The following is a 21,448-nucleotide window of genomic DNA, read 5'->3' as shown; positions in this document are numbered from 1 at the left end:
GCGGGGCGGGGCGGCTGCGGGGCGGCGGGTGGGGGGTGGGGGGGGGCGGGGGCCGCGGTCGGCCTGGGTGTGGGGAACGAGGGTTCGACCGGGCCGGCCCCCGGCGCCGCGACCGGCCGGCCGGCGACGGTGGTGGAACAGGCGTCGATCAGTGCGGGGCTGACCAGCACGGGCGCGATCAGTAGGGATCCACCGGCAAGGCTCCACCGTGCCCTTTGCGAAAACCGCACGCATCACTCCCGCTGATCACCCGATACCGGGAAATCAGATTACGCGGGAAGTGGCGAAACTCCGGGCAGCCGCGCGCCTATGATGCCGCCCCGATGGGGAAGCTTTATCGCGGCGTGACCGACTGGGTCTCGGCGGCCCGGCGGGCGGCCGCCACGATGCCCTGGTAACCGGTGCACCGGCAGAAGTTGCCCGACAGGCCCTCGCGGATCTCGTGATCGCTGGGGTCGGGATTGTCGCGCAGCAGCGCGGTCAGCGACATGACGAAACCCGGGGTGCAGAAGCCGCATTGCAGCCCGTGGCACTCCCGCAGCGCCGACTGCACGGGCGACAGGGTGCCGTCCGGTGCGGCGACGCCTTCGACCGTCGTCACCTCCGCCCCCTCGGCCTGCACCGCGAACATCAGGCACGAACGCACGGCCTCCCCGTCCAGCAGGACCGTGCACGCCCCGCACGCCCCGTGCTCGCAGCCCAGGTGGGTGCCGGTCAGCCCGCACCTTTCCCGCAGGAAGTCCGCCAGCGTCATCCGCGGTTCGACGGTGGCGGTGACCGGAGTCCCGTTGACGGACAGTTCGATTGGGTGTTCACGCATCGCTTGCCCCCGTCGCTGCTTCGGCTGTCGCTCGTGTCCAGGCGCGCGCGGCCATCGCGGCGCCCACCTGCAGCCGGTACGGCGCCGAGCCCTGCAGGTCGTTGGGAACGTCGTCCAGCCCGCTCATGGCCGCCTCGCCGATCTGTTCGGGCACCAGCTCGGCGACGGGCCTGCCCACCGCCCCCACCTCGGCCGCGGTCGCGCGGCGCACCGTGGACCCCATGCCCAGCAGCCCGATCGCGCAGCGCGACACCCGATCCCGGTCGTCCAGCTGGACGGCGACCAGCGCGCCCGCGATCGCGAAATCGCCGTGCCGGCGCGAGAATTCCTCCACCGCGAACCCCGATCTGCCGTCCCACACGGGGAATCGCACCCCGGTCAGCACCTCGTCGGAATCCATGGTGGTCTCCCATACCCCGGCGAAGAAGTCGGCGGCCGCGAGCTCGCGGCTCCCGCGCGGCGAGGCGACCTCCATCACCGCGTCCAGCGTCAGTGCCGCGGCCGGGTACTCGCCGGCGGCATCGGCGTGGGCGATCGACCCACCAAGGGTGCCGCGGTTGCGGATCTGGAAATGCCCGACGAACGGCGTCGCCCGGGTCAACAACGGAACCGCTTGGCGCACTTGGTCGTCAGCGCCCACGGTCGCCTCCGTGGTGCCCGCACCGATCCACAGCTCGTCGCCCCTGCGTTCGATGCCCTGCAGCTCGGGCAGCCGGGAGATGTCGATGAGATGGTCGAAGTAGGCCAGCCGCATCGCCAGCATCGGCACCAGGCTCTGACCGCCCGCCAGAATCTTCGCGTCATCGCCCAGTTCGGCCAGCAGGCTCACGGCGTCGTCGAGGGTGTCGGGACGGTGGTATTCGAATGCGGCCGGTTTCATCGTTCACCCCGCTCCAGCAGGGCGGCGATCGACGCCGGGCTGGCCGGCAGCCGGGTGACCGTCACACCCAGCGGTGCCAGCGCGTCGTTGATGGCGTTGATCACCGCCGGGGTCGAGCCGATGGCCCCGCCCTCGCCGGCGCCCTTGTAGCCGCCCGGCCCCGGCCCGGGGATCTCGACGTGCCCGAACTCGATCGGCGGCACCTCGGTGGCCGTGGGCAGCAGGTAGTCGACGAAAGTCGTTGCCAGCGGATTGCCGTCGTCGTCGTAGACCATGTCCTCCATCAGGGCGCCGCCGATGCCCTGCACCGTCCCGCCGGCGATCTGGCCTTCCACCACCGACGGGTTGATCATGGGGCCGACGTCCTCGCTGACGATGTAGCGCAGCAGCGTCACCTTGCCCGTCACCACGTCCACCTCGCAGGTGCACGCGTGCGTCGCGTTGGACCAGTGGATGGGATTGGTGGAGTTGAACCGGGCGGTGGCCTCCAGGTTGGTCGACAGCCCCGGCGGCAGTTGCTGCGGCGAGTAGTAGGCCACGTAGGCCAGCTCGCCGAACGACACCGACCTGGCCGGGTCGTCCCGCACGCTGGCGACCGAGAACGCCAGATCCACGTGCGCCTCAGGCACTTTCAGGTGGTGCGCGGCCAGCGCCACGATCTTCTCGCGCAGGACGGCGCCCGCCTCGGCGACGGCGCCCGCGGTCATCGGCGCGCTGCGGCTGCCCTGCGTCCCGGCGCCGTACGGGGTGATCGCGGTGTCACCCTGGATGGTGGCCACGTCGTCGATGTCGGCGCCCAGCGCGTCGGCGGTCAGCTGCACGACGGTGGTCTCGATGCTGTTCCCGCTCGAGCCGCCGTTGACGTAGACGTTGATCTTGCCGGTCGGTTCCATGCGCATGGTGGCGCCTTCGGTGGCCAGGTGCCCGGTCGCCGCGCCGGTGGGCTCGATGTAGGCCGAGAAGCCCAGGCCCAGGTAGCGGCCCTGCGCCAGCGCCTCGGCCTGCTCCTTCCGAAAGCCTTCGTGGTCAAGGATTTTCACCGCCTGCTCGAACGTGTCGATCGGGGCGACGTGGTCATACGGCATGCCGTTGGGGTTGACGTAGGGCATCTCGTCGCGGCGCAACAGGTTGCGCCGGCGCAGCTCGACCGGGTCGACGTGCAGCTTGCGGGCGGCGATATCGAGCAGGATCTCGCGCGCAAGCGTCTCGTACTGCCACGGGCCGCGGTAGGCGGCCAGGCCGCTGGTGTTGGAGAAGACCGTCTTGTAGTTGAAGCTGGCCTTGGGCACCCGGTAGGGGCCGGGGAAGAACATGCCGATGGCGGCCGTGGTCAGCACCGGGTACGGCGTCGGGTAGGCGCCGATGTCCTGGACGAAGTCGATGTCCGCCGCCGCGATGTTGCCCTCGGCGTCGAACGCCATGCGCGCGGTGCCGTCGACGTGGCGGGCCTGCCCGGCCGACATCAGGTTCTCGCGCCGGTCCTCGATCCACTTCAGCGCCGCCGGCACCTTGCGGGCGGCCAGCATGATGCACATGTCCTCGCGCATCGGGACGACCTTCTGGCCGAACCCGCCGCCGGTGTCGCGCATGATGACCCGAACCCGTTGCGCCGCAATGCCCAACAGCCGGGCGCAGAACGCGCGCAGTTCGTGCGGGGTCTGGGTGGACGCCCACATCGTGAGTTCCCCGGTGCCGGCGGTCCATTCGACCACCAGGCCGCGGGTCTCGATCGGCACCGGCGCGTAGATCTGTTGGTAGATGTGCTCTTTGACCACGCACGGCGCGTTGGCGAACAGCTCCTCGTCCGGCGGGGCCCCACCCATGCCGCCCGCGACGTTGTTCGGGTAGGCGTCGTGCACCAGCACCTCGGAGTCCTGCGCGCGGGTGAAGTCGGTGACCGCGGGCAGCGGCTCGTAGTCGACGTCGACGAGTTCCAGGGCGTCCTCGGCGAGGTAGCGGCTTTCGGCGACCACGAGCGCGACCGGGTCGCCGACGAACTTGGCCTCGCCCTCGGCCAGCGGCGGACGCGGGGTGTCCGGGACGTCCTTGCCGGCGACGGCATGCCACGCCTCGCGGACGTCGGGGTTGAGATCGGCGGCGGTGAACACCGCACGCACCCCGGGCAGCGCCAGGGCCGCCGAGGCGTCGATGCCGTTGATCCGCGCCCGCGCGAACGGGCTGCGCACGAAGCAGGCGTGCAGCATCCCGGGCCGCGAAATGTCGTCGACGAAGCTGCCGCGGCCGGTCAGCAGCCGGCCGTCCTCCACCCGCTGGACGCGGGTGCCGGCGTACCGGGGCGCCGGGGTGGCGGGGCCGGCCGCGGTCGCCTGCACGTCCTGGGTCATTGCGCTCCATCATTGTCGCTGGGCGAGAAGCTCAATGTCATCATATGAGAGTGACGTTATCGCAGTCTATCGGCCCGGCGCCGCACATCGTCGGGGTGCTGCTGGCCGCGGGCGCCGGAAGCCGCTATGGCAAGCCGAAGGTGCTGGTCGACGGCTGGCTCGAGGCCGCGGTGGACGCGTTGCAGGACGGCGGCTGTGCCGGCGTCGTCCTGGTCCTGGGCGCCGTCGAGGTCCCCGCCCCGGCCGGGGTCACGGCGATCCTCGCGCCGGAGTGGCGCGCGGGGCTGAGCGCCTCGGTGCGCGCCGGCCTGGACCAGGCCGACCGCATGCGCGCGGACTACGCGGTGCTGCACGTCATCGACACCCCCGACGTCGGCCCCGCCGTGGTGGCACGAGTCGTAGACCACGCGGTGGGGTCCAGCAGCGGCCTGGCCCGCGCCGTGTTCGGCGACCGGCCGGGGCACCCGGTGGTGATCGCGCGCCGGCACTGGCCCGAGGTCCTCTCGCGCATCTCCGGCGATCAGGGCGCCGGCGCCTACCTGCGCACCCGGCACGACGTCGAGCTCGTCGACTGCGCGGATCTGGCCGGCGGTCGCGACATCGACGAGCCCTAGGCCGCCGCGGGCGGGTCGACGGCCGGCAGCGCGGCGTCTTGGGCGGCGGCGTGCACCCGATGACGGACCAGGTACCAACCGACGATCAGTCCGGGAATGCCGACGGCCATCGCGCCGAGCAGCCACGGCCCTTGGACCTTGTCCAACAACATCATGACCAGGACGCCGGCCAGGAAGGCCAGCGTGACGTAGCCGCTGTAGGGCGCCAGCGGCATCCGGAAGTGCGGCCGTTGCACCGTCCCGGCGCGGGACAGCCGGTAGAACCGCAGCTGGCTCGCGACGATCGTCCCCCAGGCCACCACGACGCCCACGGCCGCGATGTGGAGCACGATTTCGAACGCCTGGCTGGGTTTGACGGCGTTGAGCACGATGCCCAGCAGGCCGACAACGGCGGTGAGCAGGATCCCGCCGTACGGCACGCCGTTCTTCGTCATGGGCGCGGTGAACTTCGGGCCGCTGCCGTTGATCGCCATGGACCGCAGGATGCGGCCCGTGGAGTACAGCCCGGCGTTCAGGCTGGACAGCGCGGCGGTGAGCACGACGAGGTTCATCACGCTGCCCGCGCCGCCGAAGCCGACCTTCGAGAAAAAGGTGACGAACGGGCTCACGTGGTCCCGGTAGGCGGTGTGCGGCAGCAGCAGGGCCAGCAGGACCGTCGACCCGATATAGAAGATCGCGATGCGAAACACCACGGAGTTGATCGCCCGGGGCATGATCTTGTGCGGATTCGCGGTCTCCCCGGCCGCGATGCCGACCAGCTCGACCGCGGCATAGGCGAACACCACCCCCGAGGTGACCAGCACCAGGGGCAGCAAGCCGGCCGGCAGCAGGCCCCCGTGGCTATCCCAGAGCGCCACACCGGGGTCATGACCGTCGACCTTGAAGCGTCCGACCAAAAAGACCGTGCCGACGACCAGGAACGTCACCAGCGCGAGCACCTTGATCAACGAGGCCCAGAACTCCAGCTCGCCGAACAGCTTGACCGAGATCAGGTTCATCGCCAGCACGATGACCAACGCGACCAACGCCAGCGTCCACTGCGGGACGGCCTGAAACGCCGTCCAGTAGTGGCAGTAGTGCGCGATCGCGGTGGTGTCCACGATCCCCGTCATCGCCCAGTTGAGGAAATACAACCAGCCCGCGGCGAAAGCGGCCTTCTCGCCGAAGAATTCACGGGCATAGGACACGAAGGATCCCGAGGACGGGCGGTACAGCACCAGCTCGCCGAGGGCTCGCAGGATCAAGAAGACGAAGATGCCGCAGATCCCATACACCAGGAACAAGCCCGGTCCCGCCGACGCGAGCCTTCCGCCGGCGCCGAGGAACAGGCCGGTTCCGATGGCGCCGCCGAGACCGATCATCTGGATCTGGCGGTTGTTCAGGCCCTTGTGATAGCCCGACTCTTCGCGGGTGAGCCGCGCGGCGGCGCTGTCTTGCGGTGGCATTGAGTCCTGCCGTGTCGGCTCCGGGAACGGCTCAGGCTAACCCACCGATGCGCCCGCCCGCTCGCTCAGTCGCCGCACCCCCACGCACCCCCGGGAACAAGACGGCGACGGACGCCGTTAGCATGATCGACAAGTTGAGCGAACCACACTCAATGCTGGGTTGACACCATGGTGGCGACAAGAGCAGTCTTGAGCGGGGTTCACTCAGCATAGTGGCACCAAAGAAGCTCTACTCAATCAGGAGGAATCACTATGGCTCGTGCGGTCGGTATCGACCTCGGGACCACCAACTCCGTCGTCGCAGTTCTCGAGGGCGGCGACCCCGTCGTCGTCGCCAACTCCGAGGGCTCCCGGACGACCCCGTCCATCGTCGCGTTCGCGCGCAACGGTGAGGTGCTCGTCGGCCAGCCCGCCAAGAACCAGGCGGTCACCAACGTCGACCGCACCATCCGTTCGGTCAAGCGGCACATGGGCACGGACTGGTCCATCGAGATCGACGACAAGAAATACACCGCGCAGGAAATCAGCGCCCGCGTGCTGATGAAGCTCAAGCGCGACGCCGAGGCGTACCTGGGTGAGGACATCACCGACGCCGTCATCACCGTGCCGGCGTACTTCAACGACGCCCAGCGCCAGGCGACCAAGGAGGCCGGCCAGATCGCCGGCCTGAACGTGCTGCGCATCGTCAACGAGCCCACCGCGGCCGCGCTGGCGTACGGCCTGGACAAGGGCGAGAAGGAACAGACCATCCTGGTCTTCGACCTGGGCGGCGGCACCTTCGACGTCTCGCTGCTCGAGATCGGCGAGGGCGTGGTCGAGGTCCGCGCCACCAGCGGTGACAACCACCTCGGTGGCGACGACTGGGACGACCGCGTCGTCGAATGGCTGGTCGACAAGTTCAAGGGCACCAGCGGCATCGACCTGACGAAGGACAAGATGGCGATGCAGCGGCTGCGTGAGGCCGCCGAGAAGGCCAAGATCGAGCTCTCGAGTTCGCAGAGCACCTCGATCAACCTGCCCTACATCACGGTCGACGCGGACAAGAACCCGCTGTTCCTCGACGAGCAGCTGACCCGCGCCGAGTTCCAGCGCATCACGCAGGACCTGCTGGACCGCACCCGTCAGCCCTTCCAGTCGGTGATCAAGGACGCCGGCATCTCGGTGTCCGAGATCGACCACGTGGTGCTCGTGGGTGGTTCCACCCGCATGCCCGCGGTGACCGACCTGGTCAAGGAGCTCACCGGCGGCAAGGAGCCCAACAAGGGCGTCAACCCCGACGAGGTGGTGGCCGTGGGCGCCGCGCTGCAGGCCGGTGTGCTCAAGGGCGAGGTGAAAGACGTTCTGCTGCTTGACGTCACGCCGCTGAGCCTGGGTATCGAGACCAAGGGTGGCGTGATGACCAAGCTCATCGAACGCAACACCACGATCCCCACCAAGCGGTCGGAGACCTTCACCACGGCCGACGACAACCAGCCGTCGGTGCAGATCCAGGTCTACCAGGGTGAGCGCGAAATCGCCTCGCACAACAAGCTGCTCGGCTCCTTCGAGCTGACCGGCATCCCGCCGGCCCCGCGCGGCGTCCCGCAGATCGAGGTCACCTTCGACATCGACGCCAACGGCATCGTGCACGTCACCGCCAAGGACAAAGGCACCGGCAAGGAGAACACGATCAAGATCCAGGAGGGCTCCGGCCTGTCCAAGGAGGAGATCGACCGGATGATCAAGGATGCCGAGGCGCACGCCGAGGAGGACCGCCAGCGTCGCGAGGAGGCCGACATCCGCAACCAGGCCGAATCGCTGGTCTACCAGACGGAGAAGTTCGTCAAGGACCAGCGCGAGGCCGAGGGTGGGTCGAAGGTTCCCGAGGAGACGCTGTCCAAGGTCGACGGCGCGATCGCCGAGGCCAAGACGGCCCTGGGCGGCACCGACATCTCCGCGATCAAGGCGGCGATGGAGAAGCTGGGCCAGGAGTCCCAGGCTCTCGGCCAGGCCATCTATGAGGCCACTCAGGCCGCAGGTGGCGCGGAGGCCGGCGCAGCCGGCGGCCCGTCCGGTTCCGCCGACGACGTCGTGGACGCGGAGGTGGTCGACGACGACCGGGAGTCCAAGTGACCGAAGGCAATCCACAGGAGCAGGTGACCGTCACCGACAAGCGGCGGATCGACCCGCAGACCGGTGAAGTACGGCACGCCTCGCCCGGCGCAACGTCGGGCGAGGCGGCGCCGGCCGACGAGTTCGCCGGCGAAAGCCCCGAGGAGGCCGGCAAGGCCACCGAGTTGCTCGCCGACCTGCAACGGGTCCAGGCCGACTTCGCCAACTACCGCAAGCGTGCGCTGCGCGACCAACAGGCCGCGGCCGACCGAGCCAAGGCCGCCGTGGTCAGCCAATTGCTGGGCGTGCTCGACGATCTCGAGCGGGCGCGCAAGCACGGCGACCTGGAGTCCGGGCCGCTGAAGTCGGTGGCCGACAAGCTCGACGGCGCGCTGACCGGGCTCGGCCTGACGGCGTTCGGCGCCGAAGGCGAGGACTTCGACCCGGTGTTGCACGAAGCCGTGCAGCACGAGGGCGACGGCGGCGACGGCTCCAAGCCGGTGATCGGCACGGTCATGCGGCAGGGTTACAAGCTGGGCGACCAGGTCCTGCGGCATGCGTTGGTCGGCGTCATCGACACAGTCGCGGACGAGGGTGCCGCGGCGGCCGGGCCGGCCGAATCGGACGATAACCCCGGCGCGTCCGGTGAATAGACCACACAATCAGCACAACACAACAGAAAGGTGGGAGGGGGTGACGCGACATGGCCCAGCGAGAATGGGTCGAAAAGGACTTCTACAAGGAGCTGGGCGTCTCCTCTGACGCCAGTCCCGAAGAGATCAAACGCGCCTACCGCAAGCTGGCGCGCGACTTGCATCCGGACGCCAATCCCGACAATCCCGCCGCCGGCGAGCGATTCAAGGCCGTCTCCGAGGCGCACAACGTGTTGTCGGATCCGGCCAAGCGCAAGGAGTACGACGAAACCCGCCGCCTCTTCGCGGGCGGCGGTTTCGGCGGACGCCGGTTCGACGCGGGCGGTTTCGGCGGGTTCGGTGCCGGTGGTGACGGCGCCGAGTTCAACCTGAACGACTTGTTCGATGCCGCGGGCCGAAGCGGCGGCGCCAACATCGGTGACCTGTTCGGCGGCTTGTTCGGGCGGGGCGCCGGCGCGCGTCCCAGCCGGCCGCGGCGCGGCAACGACCTGGAGACCGAGACGCAGCTCGATTTCGTCGAGGCCGCCAAGGGCGTGGCGATGCCGTTGCGGCTGACCAGCCCGGCGCCGTGCACCAACTGCCATGGCAGCGGGGCACGGCCGGGCACCAGCCCGAAGGTGTGCCCCACCTGCAACGGTTCCGGCGTGATCAGCCGCAACCAGGGCGCGTTCGGGTTCTCCGAGCCGTGCACCGACTGTCGGGGCAGCGGCTCGATCATCGAGCACCCCTGCGAGGAGTGCAAGGGCACCGGGGTCACCACCCGCACCCGCACCATCAACGTGCGGATCCCGCCCGGCGTCGAGGACGGGCAGCGCATCCGGCTGCCCGGACAGGGCGAGGCCGGCCTGCGCGGCGCGCCGTCGGGCGACCTGTACGTCACCGTGCACGTGCGGCCGGACAAGGTGTTCGGCCGCGACGGCGACGACCTCACCGTGACCGTTCCGGTCAGCTTCACCGAATTGGCTTTGGGCTCAACGATTTCGGTGCCCACGCTGGACGGCAAGGTGGGTGTCCGGGTGCCCAAGGGCACCTCCGACGGCCGCATCCTGCGGGTGCGCGGGCGGGGCGTCCCGAAGCGCAGCGGCGGCAACGGGGACCTGTTGGTCACTGTCAAGGTCGCCGTGCCGCCGAACGTGGAGGGCGCCGCGGCCGAGGCGCTGGAGGCGTACGCGGCCGCGGAGCGGGCCAGCGGGTTCGATCCGCGAGCGGGATGGGCGGGCAATCGCTGATGGCCAAGAATTCACGGGAGGAGTCCCGGACGTTCCTGATCTCGGTGGCCGCCGAGCTGGCCGGCATGCACGCCCAGACCCTGCGCACCTACGATCGCCTCGGCCTGGTCAGCCCGCGCCGCACTTCCGGTGGCGGACGGCGCTATTCGGAGCACGACGTCGACCTGCTGCGTGAGGTGCAGCGGCTGTCCCAGGACGAGGGCGTCAACCTCGCCGGCATCAAACGCATCATCGAGCTGACCAACCAGGTCGAGGCGTTGCAGGCCCGCGTGCAGGAGCTCACCGAGGAGCTGGCGCAGGTCCGCACCGGCCAGCGCCGCGATCTGGCGGTGGTGCCCAAGAGCACCGCCGTGGTGGTGTGGCAGCCGCGCAGAACGCGCGGCTGATCAGACCCGGATCGAAAACTGTGCGACCGCAGGCTCGCCCGGCCGCGCGCGGCGGTAGCCGCCGCGGCGCAGGGCGTCCGTCGGTGCGGTCATCGGCTCGAAGCAGATGACGTCCTCGGCGGTGGGCGCGAAGATCTGCGTCGCCGGATACCCCCGCTCGAAGCGCACCTGAAGCCGCCGGCCGCCGCCCGACACCGCGAACACCGCGCCGTCGGGCACCTGGTCGTAGGCGTCGTCGAAAGCCTTGTCCCCCAATGGTTCCGACAGCGCCGCCCGGGGTTCGGATTCGCCGGTCGGCAGCCCGAGGTCGTCCAGCCGCAGGCGCCGCAGCGGCGGCGTCTCGATCACCCACTCGGGGCGGGCCACGTCCGGCAGGCGCAGGTAGGGATGAAACCCGAAGCACAGCGGGACCGGGTGGGCGCCGGTGGCGGTCACCGTGGCGCGCACCGTCAACGTCCGCTCGGCCAGCCGGGCGGATACCGTCAGCACATGCGGGTACGGGAAGCTGGCCAACAGTTGGGGATCGGCGCTGAAATCCAGCTCGGCGATCAACTCGCCGCCCATTTCGCTGACCACCCGCCAGCCCGGGTGGCCGGCCAGCACACCGTGGATAGGCAGCCCGTTGGGGTCGGCGCGGACGCCGTTCTCACCCGGCGTCAGCGTCGCCGTCACGCCTTCGGCGGTATAGGTGTTCGCGCCCAACCGGTTCGCCCAGGGATACAGGATCGGGATGCCCATCGTCTTGCCCGCCGTCACGTAGGCATCCAGCCCGCGCCGCTGTCCCAGCAGCTCCACGCCGGCATCGCTGAGCGAGGTGCCGATCATGCCGGCTTCGGGCACGAATTCCGCGGCCACCGGCGAGGCCGGGTCGCGCAGGGTGACGACGCGCATGCTTCCTCCACTCACCTCGACAGCGGGTCGTGCTGAATGCTTTCCGGCGGAGCGCCTTTGGCGATCAGCGCGGCCTTGGTGGCCCGCACCATCGCCGGGCCGCCGCAGATCAGGATCTGCCGGTCGCCCCACCCACCGTATTTGGTCACCACATCGAGGAGCCGGCCGGTCTGGCGCACGTGCAGGCCGCGCGGCGGCGTGACGTCGGGATAGTCGGCGGCCCAGGCGGGGTCGGCACTGTACTCCGAGACCGGCGAGACCGACAGCCACGGATTGTGCGAGGCCACCTGCCACAGGGTCGGCAGGTCGTAGAGCTCGCATCGATAGCGCGCCCCGAAGAACAGGTGCACCCGTGGGTTCACCGCGTATCGGCTGAGGTCCATGATCAGCGTCCGCAGCGGCGCCAGCCCGGTGCTTCCGGCGACCATCAGGACGTCGCCGCCCTCCCGGTCGACCCGCAGGCCGCCGTGCGGGCTGGACAGCCGCCACCGGTCACCGGGCCGCGTCTCGCCGACGATGGCGGTGCTGACCAGGCCGCCGGGGACCACGCGGACGTGGAACTCGATGCCGCCGCCCGGGTCCGCCGGGATGGCGGGGGACAGGTAGCGCCAGCGGCGCGGGCATTGCGGGACTTGAACATTCACGTACTGGCCCGGGTGGTAGTCCATCGGCCGGTCGAGCTGCAGCCGGATCACCGCGAGGTCGCGGGACACCCGCATGTGCTCGATCACCGTGCCGTCCCACCACGCGGGCCCCTCGTCCGCGGCCGCGGCGCCGCTCATCACGCCGGTGATGAGGTTGAGCGACTGGCGGGCCGCGTCGTCGACGGCGTCGGTCCAGGCGCCAGCGAGCTGGGTCCGCAACGTCGACAGCAACGCGCGGCGCAACGTGTCGTAATGCTCCGGCAGCACACCGTATTTGCGGTGGTCCCGGCCGAGCTGGGCGAGGAAGGCCACCGGTTCCTGGGCGCGCTGGGCGACGAGTTCGCCGTACACCCAGTGCATGGCGTGCGCGAAAGCGGCCCGTTGTCCGCCCATTTCGGGCGGGAACAGGTCGCGCACCGAGACGTCGAGGCCGAACCAGTGGGTGTAGAACCGGCGCACCAGCTCGTTGCCGGGCCCCGAGTCCTCCTGCGCGAAGGCATCGCGCAGCACCCGCAACGCGTCGGTGTCCTCGAGCCCCACGGGGCCCGATTCTAGGCGCGCCGCGCGCCGGCGATCCCGATCAGCACGGCCGCGACGGCCACCCAGCAGCACAGCACGAGGCTGGCGGTCGTCGCCCCGGCACCGGAGAAGTACGCCGTGGAACGCAACAGCGTGGCGTTGGCCCCCTGCGGGAGCAGCTGTCCCAGCGCGCCCCACCCGGGCGGCAGCATCTCGGGGGCGCTCATCAGGCCGGACAGCGGGTTGCCCAGCAGCATGGCCACCGCCACCGCGCTGCTGAGGCCCACCCGGCCGAACAGTGAACCCAGCGCCAGCGTCGGCAGCGCCATCGCCAGCGTGCCCAGCGTGAGTCCGGCGGCGACGCCCCACAAATTGTGGTCGACCGACCCGAGGACGTAGCGCAGCAGCAGGGCGATGGTCGCCGCCGCGGTGACCGAAAACACGCCGGCGACAGCGCAATTCAGCCAGGGCCGGCGCGGGAAGGCCAGCAGGAGCACGATCGCGGGCAGGATTCCGGCCAGGGTGATCGGCAGCGCGGAGGCGGCCAGCCCGGCGCCGCGCGGATCGTCGGCCGGCAACGGGGCCAGGTCTTCGGTGTGCAGCGGCGCGCCGGTGCGTTGCGCCACGCGATCGCCGATCTGCGTCAGCAGTTGCGCCACCGTCGGGCTCGCCCCGGACGCGAGCAGCAGGGTCGGGCCGTCGGGGGTGACCACCAGGCCGCCGTAGCCGTCGCGGTTGCGGATCGCCGACCGCAGCGCGGCCTCGTCCGGATAGACGGTCACGGCGAAGCCGCCCGGGGCGGCAGTGTCGAGCTGGCTGTTGATCAGCCCGACCACCAGGCCGGGTCCCACCAGGCCGATCGGGATGTGGTGTGGCTTGGAGCGCGCCGCCGGCAGCGCGAAGGCGACGCAGATGATCGCCACCGCGACGGTCATCACCGCGACGATGCCCGCGGCGCGGAACATGGGCAGTGGCGGCCGCTGGTGTGCGGGCCGGTCGTGCTGGGGGAGCGACTCAGTGATCATGCGCGACACTCTTTTCATCGATGGATGAAATATGACGCTGCGAGCGTAACGGCGCCGGGGGATATTTTCAACGACCAATGAAATGATACCGTCGTCGTATGCCACAACCTGCCACTTCTCCCGCCGCGCGAAAGCGCAGGGGGCGCCGGCAGGGTGAGCCGGTCTCGAAGGACGTGGTGCTGCGCGCGGCCAAGCAGCGGTTCGCCGCGCAGGGCTACGAGAAGACGACGCTGCGTCAGATCGCCGACGACGCGAACGTGGACGCCGCGATGGTGCTGTACCTGTTCGGTTCCAAGGCCGAGCTGTTCCGTGAGTCGATGCGGCTGGTCGTGGACGGCGCCGTGCTGGTCGCCGCGATGACCGACGGCCCGCGCGGGGACATCGGAATGCGGTTGGTGCGGGCCTACCTGCGGATCTGGGAGGAGCCGGAGACCGGCCCGACGATGGTCGCCATGCTGCACTCGGCGATGCTGAATTCCGATGCCTACGAGGCGTTCCGCGACTTCATGCGCGGTTACGTGATGGCGGCCATCTCCGGCGTCCTGGGCGAGGGGCCCGACACCGTTCTGCGGGCCAACCTGGCCGGCACCAACCTGGTCGGCACCGCGTTGTTCCGCTACGTGATGCGGGTGGGCCCGCTTGCCGACCTCAACACCGACGAGGTGGTCGGGCTGATCGCGCCCAGCGTCCAGCGCTACCTGACCGCGGACGCCGACGAACTCGGCCTGCCGGCGGCCTATCGCGCGTGAGCGGGCTCAGCCCTGCTTGACGGTGTTGGCCGCCCCGGCGTCGGCGACGTTCGGTGCGCCCCAGTGATAGGTGACCGCGTTGCCGGTTCCGGATGTGCTGACCGCGTCCGCGCTGTCCACCGCGACGCGGTTGCCGTGCCCGGAGACGCTCAGGCTGGTGCAGTGGCCGGTCACGGTGACGGTGTTGGTCTGGCCACTGACCGACAGGTAGCCGCCGTGGCAGCCGACGGTCTTCGTCGTGCCGGTGCCGTTGACCTGCAACGTGCCCGACTCCGGGACGGTCGCCGAGGGGCCGGCGCCGGCGAGGTCGGTGTGGAATCCGGCGGCGGCCAGGCCCACCAGCGCCAGCGCCGCGGCGGCGAGCGCCGGCCAGGAGGCGGCGCGGGGCCCGCGCCGAGCCGTGGCGGGCGCGGGGTGGGTGGCGTCGGGGGTCTGTTGCGTCTGCGTCATCGCTTCGGGGGGTACCCCGTGCGCCGCGGTCACCAAAACTCGTTAGAGTTGAGCGGAACACACTCAACCTTGACGGCGTTGAAGAACCCGAGAAGCATTTTCCCTACTTATGCGAACGGAGGCGTCGTGGACTCTTTCAACCCGACAACCAAGACGCAAGCGGCGCTGACCTCGGCGCTCCAGGCGGCCTCGGCCGCCGGCAACCCCGAGATCCGCCCCGCGCACCTGCTGATGGCCCTGTTGACGCAGGCCGACGGGATCGCGGGCCCGCTGCTGGAGGCAGTCGGCGTCCAGCCCGCGACCATTCGCGACGAGGCGGAGCGCCTCGTCGAACGCCTGCCCCAGGCCAGCGGCGCCAGCTCGCAACCCCAGCTGTCGCGCGAGTCGCTGGCCGCCATCACCACCGCCCAGCAACTGGCCACCGAGATGGACGACGAGTACGTCTCGACCGAGCACGTGATGGTCGGCCTGGCCACCGGCGACTCGGACGTCGCCAAGCTGCTGACCGGCCACGGCGCCTCGCCGCAGGCCCTGCGCGAAGCGTTCGTCAAGGTGCGCGGCAGCGCCCGGGTCACCAGCCCCGAGCCGGAGGCCACCTACCAGGCGCTGGAGAAGTACTCCACCGACCTGACCGCCCGCGCCCGCGAAGGCAAGCTCGACCCGGTCATCGGGCGCGACAACGAGATCCGCCGCGTCGTGCAGGTGTTGAGCCGCCGCACCAAGAACAACCCGGTGCTGATCGGTGAGCCCGGCGTCGGCAAGACCGCGATCGTCGAGGGCCTGGCCCAGCGCATCGTCGCCGGCGACGTGCCCGAGAGCCTGCGCGACAAGACCGTCATCAGCCTGGACCTCGGCTCGATGGTGGCCGGCGCCAAGTACCGCGGCGAGTTCGAGGAGCGGCTCAAGGCCGTCCTCGACGACATCAAGAACTCCGCCGGCCAGATCATCACCTTCATCGACGAGCTGCACACGATCGTCGGCGCCGGCGCGACCGGTGAGGGCGCGATGGACGCCGGCAACATGATCAAGCCGATGCTGGCCCGCGGCGAGCTGCGGCTGGTCGGCGCGACCACGCTCGACGAGTACCGCAAGTACATCGAGAAGGACGCCGCGCTGGAGCGCCGGTTCCAGCAGGTGCTGGTCGGCGAGCCGTCGGTGGAGGACACCGTCGGCATCCTGCGCGGCCTGAAGGACCGCTACGAGGTGCACCACGGTGTGCGCATCACCGACTCGGCCCTGGTGGCCGCGGCGACGCTGTCCGACCGCTACATCACCGCCCGCTTCCTGCCGGACAAGGCCATCGACCTGGTCGACGAGGCCGCCAGCCGGCTGAAGATGGAGATCGACTCCCGGCCCGTCGAGATCGACGAGGTCGAGCGGCTGGTGCGCCGCCTCGAGATCGAGGAGATGGCGCTGGCCAAGGAGGAGGACGAGGCGTCCAAGGAGCGGCTGGAGAAGCTGCGCTCCGAGCTGGCCGACCAGAAGGAGAAGCTGGCCGAGCTGACCACCCGCTGGCAGAACGAGAAGAGCGCGATCGACGTGGTCCGCGAGCTCAAGGAGCAGCTGGAGGCGCTGCGCGGGGAGTCCGAGCGCGCCGAGCGCGACGGCGACCTGGCCAAGGCCGCCGAGCTGCGCTACGGGCGCATCCCCGAGGTCGAGAAGAAGCTCGACGCCGCGCTGCCGCACGCCGAAGCCCGCGAGAACGTGATGCTCAAGGAGGAGGTCGGACCCGACGACATCGCCGACGTGGTGTCGGCGTGGACCGGCATCCCCGCCGGCCGGATGCTCGAGGGCGAGACCGCCAAGCTGCTGCGCATGGAGGACGAGCTGGGCAAGCGCGTCATCGGCCAGAAGAGGGCGGTGACGGCGGTGTCCGACGCGGTGCGTCGCAGCCGGGCCGGCGTCGCCGACCCCAACCGGCCGACCGGGTCGTTCATGTTCCTCGGGCCGACCGGTGTCGGTAAGACCGAGCTGGCCAAGGCGCTGGCGGAGTTCCTGTTCGACGACGAGCGCGCGATGGTGCGCATCGACATGAGCGAGTACGGCGAGAAGCACTCCGTCGCCCGCCTGGTCGGTGCTCCTCCGGGCTACATCGGCTACGACCAGGGCGGCCAGCTGACCGAGGCGGTGCGCCGCCGGCCGTACACGGTGATCCTGTTCGACGAGATCGAGAAGGCGCACCCGGACGTGTTCGACGTGCTGCTGCAGGTCCTCGACGAGGGCCGGCTCACCGACGGGCAGGGCCGCACGGTCGACTTCCGCAACACCATCCTGATCCTGACGTCCAACCTGGGGTCGGGCGGCAGCGAGGAGCAGGTGATGGCCGCGGTGCGCTCGGCGTTCAAGCCAGAGTTCATCAACCGGCTCGACGACGTGATCATCTTCCACGGCCTCGAGCCCGGCGAGCTGGTCTCGATCGTCGACATCCAGCTGGCCCAGCTGCAGAAGCGGCTGGCACAGCGCCGCCTCACGCTCGAGGTGTCGCTGCCGGCCAAGCAGTGGCTGGCCCAGCGCGGGTTCGACCCGGTCTACGGCGCCCGGCCGCTGCGCCGGCTGGTGCAGCAGGCCATCGGCGACCAGCTGGCCAAGCAGCTGCTGTCCGGCGACGTGCACGACGGGGACACCGTGCCGGTGAACGTCAGCCCGGACGGCGACTCGCTGATCCTGGGCTGAGGCGGCTCGGGCCGGGGGACCGTCCTGTAATTGGGTTGTGACCAGCCGGACTTCTTTATTCCGGAGCAATTACGGATACCCTGTGTGGGATGGTCCCCCTTTGGTTCACGCTGTCCGCGCTGTGCTTCGTCGGCGCGGGCGTGTTGCTGTACGTCGACCTCGACCGGCGTCGCGGCCGCAGCAGGCGCCGCAAGTCATGGGCGCGGTCGCACGGCTTCGACTACGAGCGTGAATCCGCCGACATCCTCAAGCGCTGGAAGCGCGGGGTGATCTCGACGGTGGGCGACATCGCCGCCGAGAACGTGGTGCTGGGTCAGATCCGCGGCGAGGCGGTGTACATCTTCGACCTCGAGGAGGTCGCCACCGTCATCGCGCTGCACCGCAAGGTGGGCACCAACGTCGTGGTGGACCTGCGGCTCAAGGGGCTCAAAGAACCACGGGAGAGCGACATCTGGCTGCTGGGCGCGATCGGCCCGCGGATGGTGTACTCCACCAACCTGGACGCGGCCCGGCGGGCCTGCGACCGCCGCATGGTCACGTTCGCCCACACCGCACCGGACTGCGCCGAGATCATGTGGAACGAGCAGAACTGGACCCTGGTCGCCATGCCCATCACCAGCACCCGCACCCAGTGGGACGAGGGGCTGCGCACCGTGCGGCAGTTCAACGACCTGCTGCGGGTGCTGCCGCCGCTGCCGGAGGAGACCCAGCAGGAGGCGGGCGCGCCCGCCGGGCTGCGCAGCGCGTCGCCCAGCCGGCCGCTGGCGCCCGCCGGCCGCGCGGAGCTGCCGCCCCGGCGTGCGCAGCAGGACGTCGGCGGGCTGCTGGGCTCGGACGTTCAGGCGCCTCGCCGGCCGGCCGAACCGATCCGCCGGGAGCAGCGCGGCCCGGACGCCGTTCGCCGCCCGCCGCCGGCCGGCCGCAACGGCCACCAGGCCACCAACTATCAGCACTGACGGCCCGCCGGGCGCGGGGCGGGCGGCGCGGCCGCCGTCATTAGGATGTCGCTCATGCCTCGTCCCGTAGCCCTGATCACCGGGCCGACGTCCGGGATCGGCGCGGGCTACGCGCGCCGTTTCGCCCGCGACGGCTACGACCTGGTCCTGGTAGCCCGCGACGTCGACCGATTGACGCAACTGGCGGGTGAACTCGAAGACCGGGGTGGCGCCGTCGAGGTGCTGCCCGCCGACCTGGCCGATTCCGCCGGCCGCGACAAGGTCTGCGAACGCCTGGCGCGGGGAGTCCGCGTGCTGGTGAACAACGCCGGGTTCGGCACCTCCGGCGACTTCTGGGCGACCGACCCCGCGGTGCTGCAGTCACAGCTCGACGTCAACGTCACGGCGGTCATGCACCTGACCCGGGCGGCCCTGCCCGCCATGCTCGACGCCGGCGCCGGCACCGTCGTCAACATCGCCAGCGTCGCGGGCCTGGTGCCGGGGCGCGGCTCGACCTATTCGGCGTCCAAGGCGTGGGTGATCTCCTTCAGCGAGGGCCTGTCCGTCGGCCTGCAGGGCACCGGCGTGGGCGTGCACGCGGTGTGCCCGGGCTACGTGCACACCGAATTTCACACCAGGGCCGGGATCGACATGGCCAGGTCGCCGTCGTTCATGTGGCTCGAGGTGGACGACGTGGTCGACCAGAGCCTGGCCGACATCGCCCGCGGCAAGGTGATCAGCATCCCGGGCCTGCAGTACAAGGCGATCATCGCCGCCGAACGGATGATTCCACGGACCCTGATGCGGGCCGTGACCAAGCGGATCGGCGGTGGCCGTGGCCGGACCTGAATCCCCGCGCGGCGACGATGCCGGCCGCGCAGCGGCGGGAGGAGAAGCCGCGCACACCGACTCCCGCGAGGAGCTGGCCGAGCTGGTGCGCCGGCTGTCGGTGGTGCACGGCCGGGTGACGCTGTCGTCGGGCAAGGAGGCCGACTACTACGTCGACCTGCGCCGCGCGACCCTGCACCACCGGGCCTCGGCCCTGATCGGCGCGCTGATGCGCGACCTCACCAGCGACTGGGACTACGACGTGGTCGGCGGCCTGACCCTGGGCGCCGACCCGGTGGCCACCGCCGTCATGCACGCGCCGGGACGCCCGATCGACGCGTTCGTGGTGCGCAAGTCCACGAAAACCCATGGGCTGCAACGCCTTATCGAGGGCTCCGAGGTCGCCGGCAAGAGCGTGCTGGTGGTCGAGGACACCAGCACCACGGGCGCGTCGGCGCTGACGGCGGTGCGCGCGGTCCAGGAGGCGGGCGGACAGGTGGTCGGCGTCGCGACGGTCGTGGACCGCTCCACCGGCGCCGCCGAGGCCATCGAGGCCGAGGGGCTGCCGTACCGCAGCGTGCTGGGGCTCGCCGATCTGGGGCTGGGCTAATTGCCCTGCGGTACACGCCTTCTCGCGGTAGCGGCCTGCGTGCTGGCCTGCCTGACGGGCTGCTCGGGCCCGGGTCATGCGGTGCGCCCCTACGGGGCCCAGGGCGCGCGGTTCGGGGAATCGCTGTCGCTGCTGGGCTGGAACGTGGCGGTGTCGAACCTGCGCTGGGACGACGACTACGTGCTCGTCGACGTCGACGCCTCCGCGGCGGACCCGCACGCGCAGCACGCCAAGCCCGAGGACATCCGGTTCGGGCTCTACGGCGCGCTGTCGCACCCGATGGAGTCCACCGGGCTGGGCAGTTGCGACCGCCCGACGGGCAAGGCCCCCGACGCCCATTCGCCGTTCTCGGCTTCCGGCGACCGGCTCGCCGGGACGGTTTGCCTTGGGCCGCTGAAGGATCGCAGCCAGGTCCGCGGCGTGTACGTCTATTCGCCGCGCGACCGGATCCCCAACAGCTCGGCGGCCTACCCGGCCGCCTTCCCGGTGGGGCTGATGCCCACCAACGCCAACGACACCGGCCTGTCGGTGAAGACCGTCAGCCTGTCGGCCTGGCGCGCCGACGGCGCACCGATGACCAAGGCGCAGCTCGGCGACCCCGCGGCGTTCAACGGCACCGGCTACATGCTGCTGGGCCTGGAGGCCGACGGCCTCGCGGCCCGGTACCGCGACGAATCGGCCCACCGCGGCGGCCCGCTGATGCTGCTCGCGTCCCCGACGCTGCCCGGCGCCGGCCTGAACCCGGCCTGCGCGGTGTACGGGTCGTCGGTGCTGGTCCTGCCCGACGCCTCGCTGGACGCGGTGCACGTCAGCGCGTCGCTGTGCACCCAGGGCGAGATCAACGAGGCGCTGCTCTACGCCACGGTGGCCGTCGACGGCACCCACGCCGGCGTGTGGACGCCACGATGACCGATCCGGGGCCGACCGAGTGGGGCGCCTCGTCCGCCGGGGTGGGGCCGTGGCCGGGTGAGCCGCCCGACGACGCGCGGTATGACCCAGTCCTCTTGCGCGAGGGCGACAGCCGCAACGTCGTCGACGCCTACCGGTATTGGACGCGCGAGGCCATCATCGCCGACATCGACCGGCGCCGGCACCCGCTGCACGTGGCGATCGAGAACTTCGGGCACGACGCCAACATCGGCTCGGTGGTGCGTGCCGCCAACGCCTTCGCGGTGCACACCGTGCACATCGTGGGCCGGCGGCGCTGGAATCGCCGCGGCGCCATGGTGACCGACCGCTATCAGCGGCTGTGCCATCACGACAGCACCGCCGACCTGATGGGCTTCGCGGCCGGTGCCGGGCTGACGGTGGTCGCGGTGGACAACGTCCCGGGGGCGGCGCGGCTCGAGGAGACGGCGCTGCCGCGCGAGTGCCTGCTGGTGTTCGGGCAGGAGGGTCCGGGTATCACCGACGACATCCGGGTGGGCGCGGCGACGACGGTGTCGATCGCCCAGTTCGGCTCGACCCGCAGCATCAACGCCGCGGTGGCGGCCGGAATCGCGATGCACGCCTGGATTCGGCAGCACGCCGACCTATCGCAGGCGTGGTAGCGCCTTCCTTATCGCCGTTCCGCGTCGAATGTGCGCTCAGGGCGGGGTTTTTCGGCGTGTCGTCGCCCTGGGCGCACACTCGAAGCCAAGGATTCACACGCCACAAGCGTT

The 21,448-nt window shown here is 70.6% G+C and carries 20 protein-coding genes and 1 pseudogene; 12 read left to right on the top strand and 9 right to left on the bottom strand.

The window, feature by feature from the left end; translation table 11 throughout:
* The 4 genes and pseudogenes from A5692_RS29620 to A5692_RS01105 all read right to left on the bottom strand — a co-directional run.
* Positions 1-230: pseudogene (locus A5692_RS29620) on the bottom strand (hypothetical protein); the annotation flags it as partial.
* A gap of 104 nt (positions 231-334) precedes the next feature.
* The gene (locus A5692_RS01115; RefSeq protein WP_068051222.1) at positions 335-820 is read right to left on the bottom strand and encodes a (2Fe-2S)-binding protein; all 486 of its coding nucleotides are present in this window, start codon (positions 818-820) and stop codon (positions 335-337) included.
* Positions 813-1,700, bottom strand: coding sequence for a xanthine dehydrogenase family protein subunit M (locus A5692_RS01110; protein ID WP_068051220.1), 888 nt, complete (start codon positions 1,698-1,700; stop codon positions 813-815). The genes A5692_RS01115 and A5692_RS01110 overlap by 8 nt, the downstream gene beginning before the upstream one ends.
* A complete protein-coding gene (locus tag A5692_RS01105) occupies positions 1,697-4,045 on the bottom strand; it encodes a xanthine dehydrogenase family protein molybdopterin-binding subunit (RefSeq protein ID WP_068051218.1) in 2,349 nt (782 codons plus the stop codon). The genes A5692_RS01110 and A5692_RS01105 overlap by 4 nt, the downstream gene beginning before the upstream one ends.
* 50 nt (positions 4,046-4,095) lie before the next feature.
* On the opposite strand from A5692_RS01105, the gene A5692_RS01100 reads away from it, so the two are divergent.
* The gene (locus tag A5692_RS01100) at positions 4,096-4,659 is read left to right on the top strand and encodes an NTP transferase domain-containing protein (RefSeq protein WP_231984137.1); all 564 of its coding nucleotides are present in this window, start codon (positions 4,096-4,098) and stop codon (positions 4,657-4,659) included.
* Here the strand turns inward: A5692_RS01100 and A5692_RS01095 are convergent.
* Positions 4,656-6,104, bottom strand: coding sequence for an amino acid permease (locus tag A5692_RS01095; protein WP_068051214.1), 1,449 nt, complete (start codon positions 6,102-6,104; stop codon positions 4,656-4,658). The two genes, A5692_RS01100 and A5692_RS01095, sit on opposite strands and share 4 nt — an antisense overlap.
* A gap of 252 nt (positions 6,105-6,356) precedes the next feature.
* Between A5692_RS01095 and dnaK the strand changes: the two genes are divergently transcribed.
* The 4 genes from dnaK to A5692_RS01075 are packed head-to-tail and all read left to right on the top strand — an operon-like array spanning position 6,357 to position 10,463.
* Positions 6,357-8,216: a molecular chaperone DnaK gene (gene dnaK, locus A5692_RS01090; RefSeq protein WP_068051212.1), complete on the top strand. Its 1,860-nt coding sequence runs from the start codon at positions 6,357-6,359 to the stop codon at positions 8,214-8,216.
* On the top strand, positions 8,213-8,848 hold the full coding sequence (grpE, locus tag A5692_RS01085) for a nucleotide exchange factor GrpE (RefSeq protein ID WP_068051210.1): 636 nt from the start codon (positions 8,213-8,215) through the stop codon (positions 8,846-8,848). Before dnaK ends, grpE begins: the two co-directional genes overlap by 4 nt.
* Before the next feature lie 50 nt (positions 8,849-8,898).
* Complete coding sequence (gene dnaJ / locus A5692_RS01080) at positions 8,899-10,077, top strand: molecular chaperone DnaJ (protein ID WP_068051208.1); 1,179 nt, start codon at positions 8,899-8,901, stop codon at positions 10,075-10,077.
* Positions 10,077-10,463, top strand: a complete 387-nt coding sequence (locus tag A5692_RS01075) for a heat shock protein transcriptional repressor HspR (RefSeq protein WP_068051237.1) — start codon at positions 10,077-10,079, stop codon at positions 10,461-10,463. The genes dnaJ and A5692_RS01075 overlap by 1 nt, the downstream gene beginning before the upstream one ends.
* Here the strand turns inward: A5692_RS01075 and A5692_RS01070 are convergent, their stop codons facing one another.
* From A5692_RS01070 to A5692_RS01060, 3 genes are read right to left on the bottom strand one after another with little or no spacing between them, the layout of a single operon-like run.
* A complete protein-coding gene (locus A5692_RS01070; protein ID WP_068051206.1) occupies positions 10,464-11,354 on the bottom strand; it encodes an aldose 1-epimerase in 891 nt (296 codons plus the stop codon).
* 11 nt (positions 11,355-11,365) lie between these two features.
* Positions 11,366-12,538, bottom strand: coding sequence for an FAD-binding oxidoreductase (locus tag A5692_RS01065; protein ID WP_068051204.1), 1,173 nt, complete (start codon positions 12,536-12,538; stop codon positions 11,366-11,368).
* 11 nt (positions 12,539-12,549) lie between these two features.
* Positions 12,550-13,542 (bottom strand): ABC transporter permease, encoded by a 993-nt coding sequence (locus tag A5692_RS01060; protein WP_068051202.1) that lies wholly within the window; start codon positions 13,540-13,542, stop codon positions 12,550-12,552.
* Between the two features lie 98 nt (positions 13,543-13,640).
* Here A5692_RS01060 and A5692_RS01055 point away from each other — a divergent pair, with 98 nt between their 5' ends.
* Entirely contained in the window at positions 13,641-14,291 is a 651-nt protein-coding gene (locus A5692_RS01055; protein ID WP_082962304.1) for a TetR family transcriptional regulator, read from the top strand.
* A gap of 6 nt (positions 14,292-14,297) precedes the next feature.
* On the opposite strand, the gene A5692_RS01050 is transcribed toward A5692_RS01055, so the two are convergent.
* Positions 14,298-14,774 carry a DUF3060 domain-containing protein gene (locus A5692_RS01050; RefSeq protein ID WP_231984135.1) on the bottom strand — a complete coding sequence of 159 codons (477 nt, stop codon included), beginning with the start codon at positions 14,772-14,774 and terminating at the stop codon, positions 14,298-14,300.
* A 93-nt stretch (positions 14,775-14,867) separates the two neighbouring features.
* Here A5692_RS01050 and clpB point away from each other — a divergent pair, with 93 nt between their 5' ends.
* From clpB to A5692_RS01020, 6 genes are all read left to right on the top strand, one after another.
* The gene (gene clpB / locus A5692_RS01045) at positions 14,868-17,414 is read left to right on the top strand and encodes an ATP-dependent chaperone ClpB (RefSeq protein ID WP_068051198.1); all 2,547 of its coding nucleotides are present in this window, start codon (positions 14,868-14,870) and stop codon (positions 17,412-17,414) included.
* Between the two features lie 89 nt (positions 17,415-17,503).
* The gene (gene ttfA / locus A5692_RS01040; protein ID WP_068051196.1) at positions 17,504-18,370 is read left to right on the top strand and encodes a trehalose monomycolate transport factor TtfA; all 867 of its coding nucleotides are present in this window, start codon (positions 17,504-17,506) and stop codon (positions 18,368-18,370) included.
* Positions 18,371-18,424: 54 nt separating this feature from the next.
* Positions 18,425-19,198, top strand: a complete 774-nt coding sequence (locus tag A5692_RS01035; RefSeq protein WP_068051233.1) for an SDR family oxidoreductase — start codon at positions 18,425-18,427, stop codon at positions 19,196-19,198.
* A 73-nt stretch (positions 19,199-19,271) separates the two neighbouring features.
* Entirely contained in the window at positions 19,272-19,787 is a 516-nt protein-coding gene (gene pyrE / locus A5692_RS01030; protein WP_068051231.1) for an orotate phosphoribosyltransferase, read from the top strand.
* A complete protein-coding gene (locus A5692_RS01025) occupies positions 19,788-20,696 on the top strand; it encodes a hypothetical protein (RefSeq protein WP_068051194.1) in 909 nt (302 codons plus the stop codon).
* Positions 20,693-21,337, top strand: coding sequence for an RNA methyltransferase (locus A5692_RS01020; protein ID WP_068051230.1), 645 nt, complete (start codon positions 20,693-20,695; stop codon positions 21,335-21,337). Before A5692_RS01025 ends, A5692_RS01020 begins: the two co-directional genes overlap by 4 nt.
* The last annotated feature ends 111 nt before the right edge of the window (positions 21,338-21,448 follow it).

Origin of the sequence: Mycobacterium sp. E342, assembly GCF_001667665.1 — a bacterium.
Lineage (GTDB): Bacteria > Actinomycetota > Actinomycetes > Mycobacteriales > Mycobacteriaceae > Mycobacterium.
Note: the sequence above shows the minus strand (reverse complement) of the source record. Positions and strands in the feature narration are given on the sequence as shown.

Coding starts and splice junctions, on each gene's coding strand:
- A5692_RS01115 (WP_068051222.1), bottom strand. CDS start 820: ATGCGTGAACACCCAATCGAACTGTCCGTCAACGGGACTCCGGTCACC.
- A5692_RS01110 (WP_068051220.1), bottom strand. CDS start 1,700: ATGAAACCGGCCGCATTCGAATACCACCGTCCCGACACCCTCGACGAC.
- A5692_RS01105 (WP_068051218.1), bottom strand. CDS start 4,045: ATGACCCAGGACGTGCAGGCGACCGCGGCCGGCCCCGCCACCCCGGCG.
- A5692_RS01095 (WP_068051214.1), bottom strand. CDS start 6,104: ATGCCACCGCAAGACAGCGCCGCCGCGCGGCTCACCCGCGAAGAGTCG.
- dnaK (WP_068051212.1), top strand. CDS start 6,357: ATGGCTCGTGCGGTCGGTATCGACCTCGGGACCACCAACTCCGTCGTC.
- dnaJ (WP_068051208.1), top strand. CDS start 8,899: ATGGCCCAGCGAGAATGGGTCGAAAAGGACTTCTACAAGGAGCTGGGC.
- A5692_RS01075 (WP_068051237.1), top strand. CDS start 10,077: ATGGCCAAGAATTCACGGGAGGAGTCCCGGACGTTCCTGATCTCGGTG.
- A5692_RS01070 (WP_068051206.1), bottom strand. CDS start 11,354: ATGCGCGTCGTCACCCTGCGCGACCCGGCCTCGCCGGTGGCCGCGGAA.
- A5692_RS01060 (WP_068051202.1), bottom strand. CDS start 13,542: ATGATCACTGAGTCGCTCCCCCAGCACGACCGGCCCGCACACCAGCGG.
- A5692_RS01055 (WP_082962304.1), top strand. CDS start 13,641: ATGCCACAACCTGCCACTTCTCCCGCCGCGCGAAAGCGCAGGGGGCGC.
- ttfA (WP_068051196.1), top strand. CDS start 17,504: ATGGTCCCCCTTTGGTTCACGCTGTCCGCGCTGTGCTTCGTCGGCGCG.
- A5692_RS01035 (WP_068051233.1), top strand. CDS start 18,425: ATGCCTCGTCCCGTAGCCCTGATCACCGGGCCGACGTCCGGGATCGGC.
- A5692_RS01020 (WP_068051230.1), top strand. CDS start 20,693: ATGACCGATCCGGGGCCGACCGAGTGGGGCGCCTCGTCCGCCGGGGTG.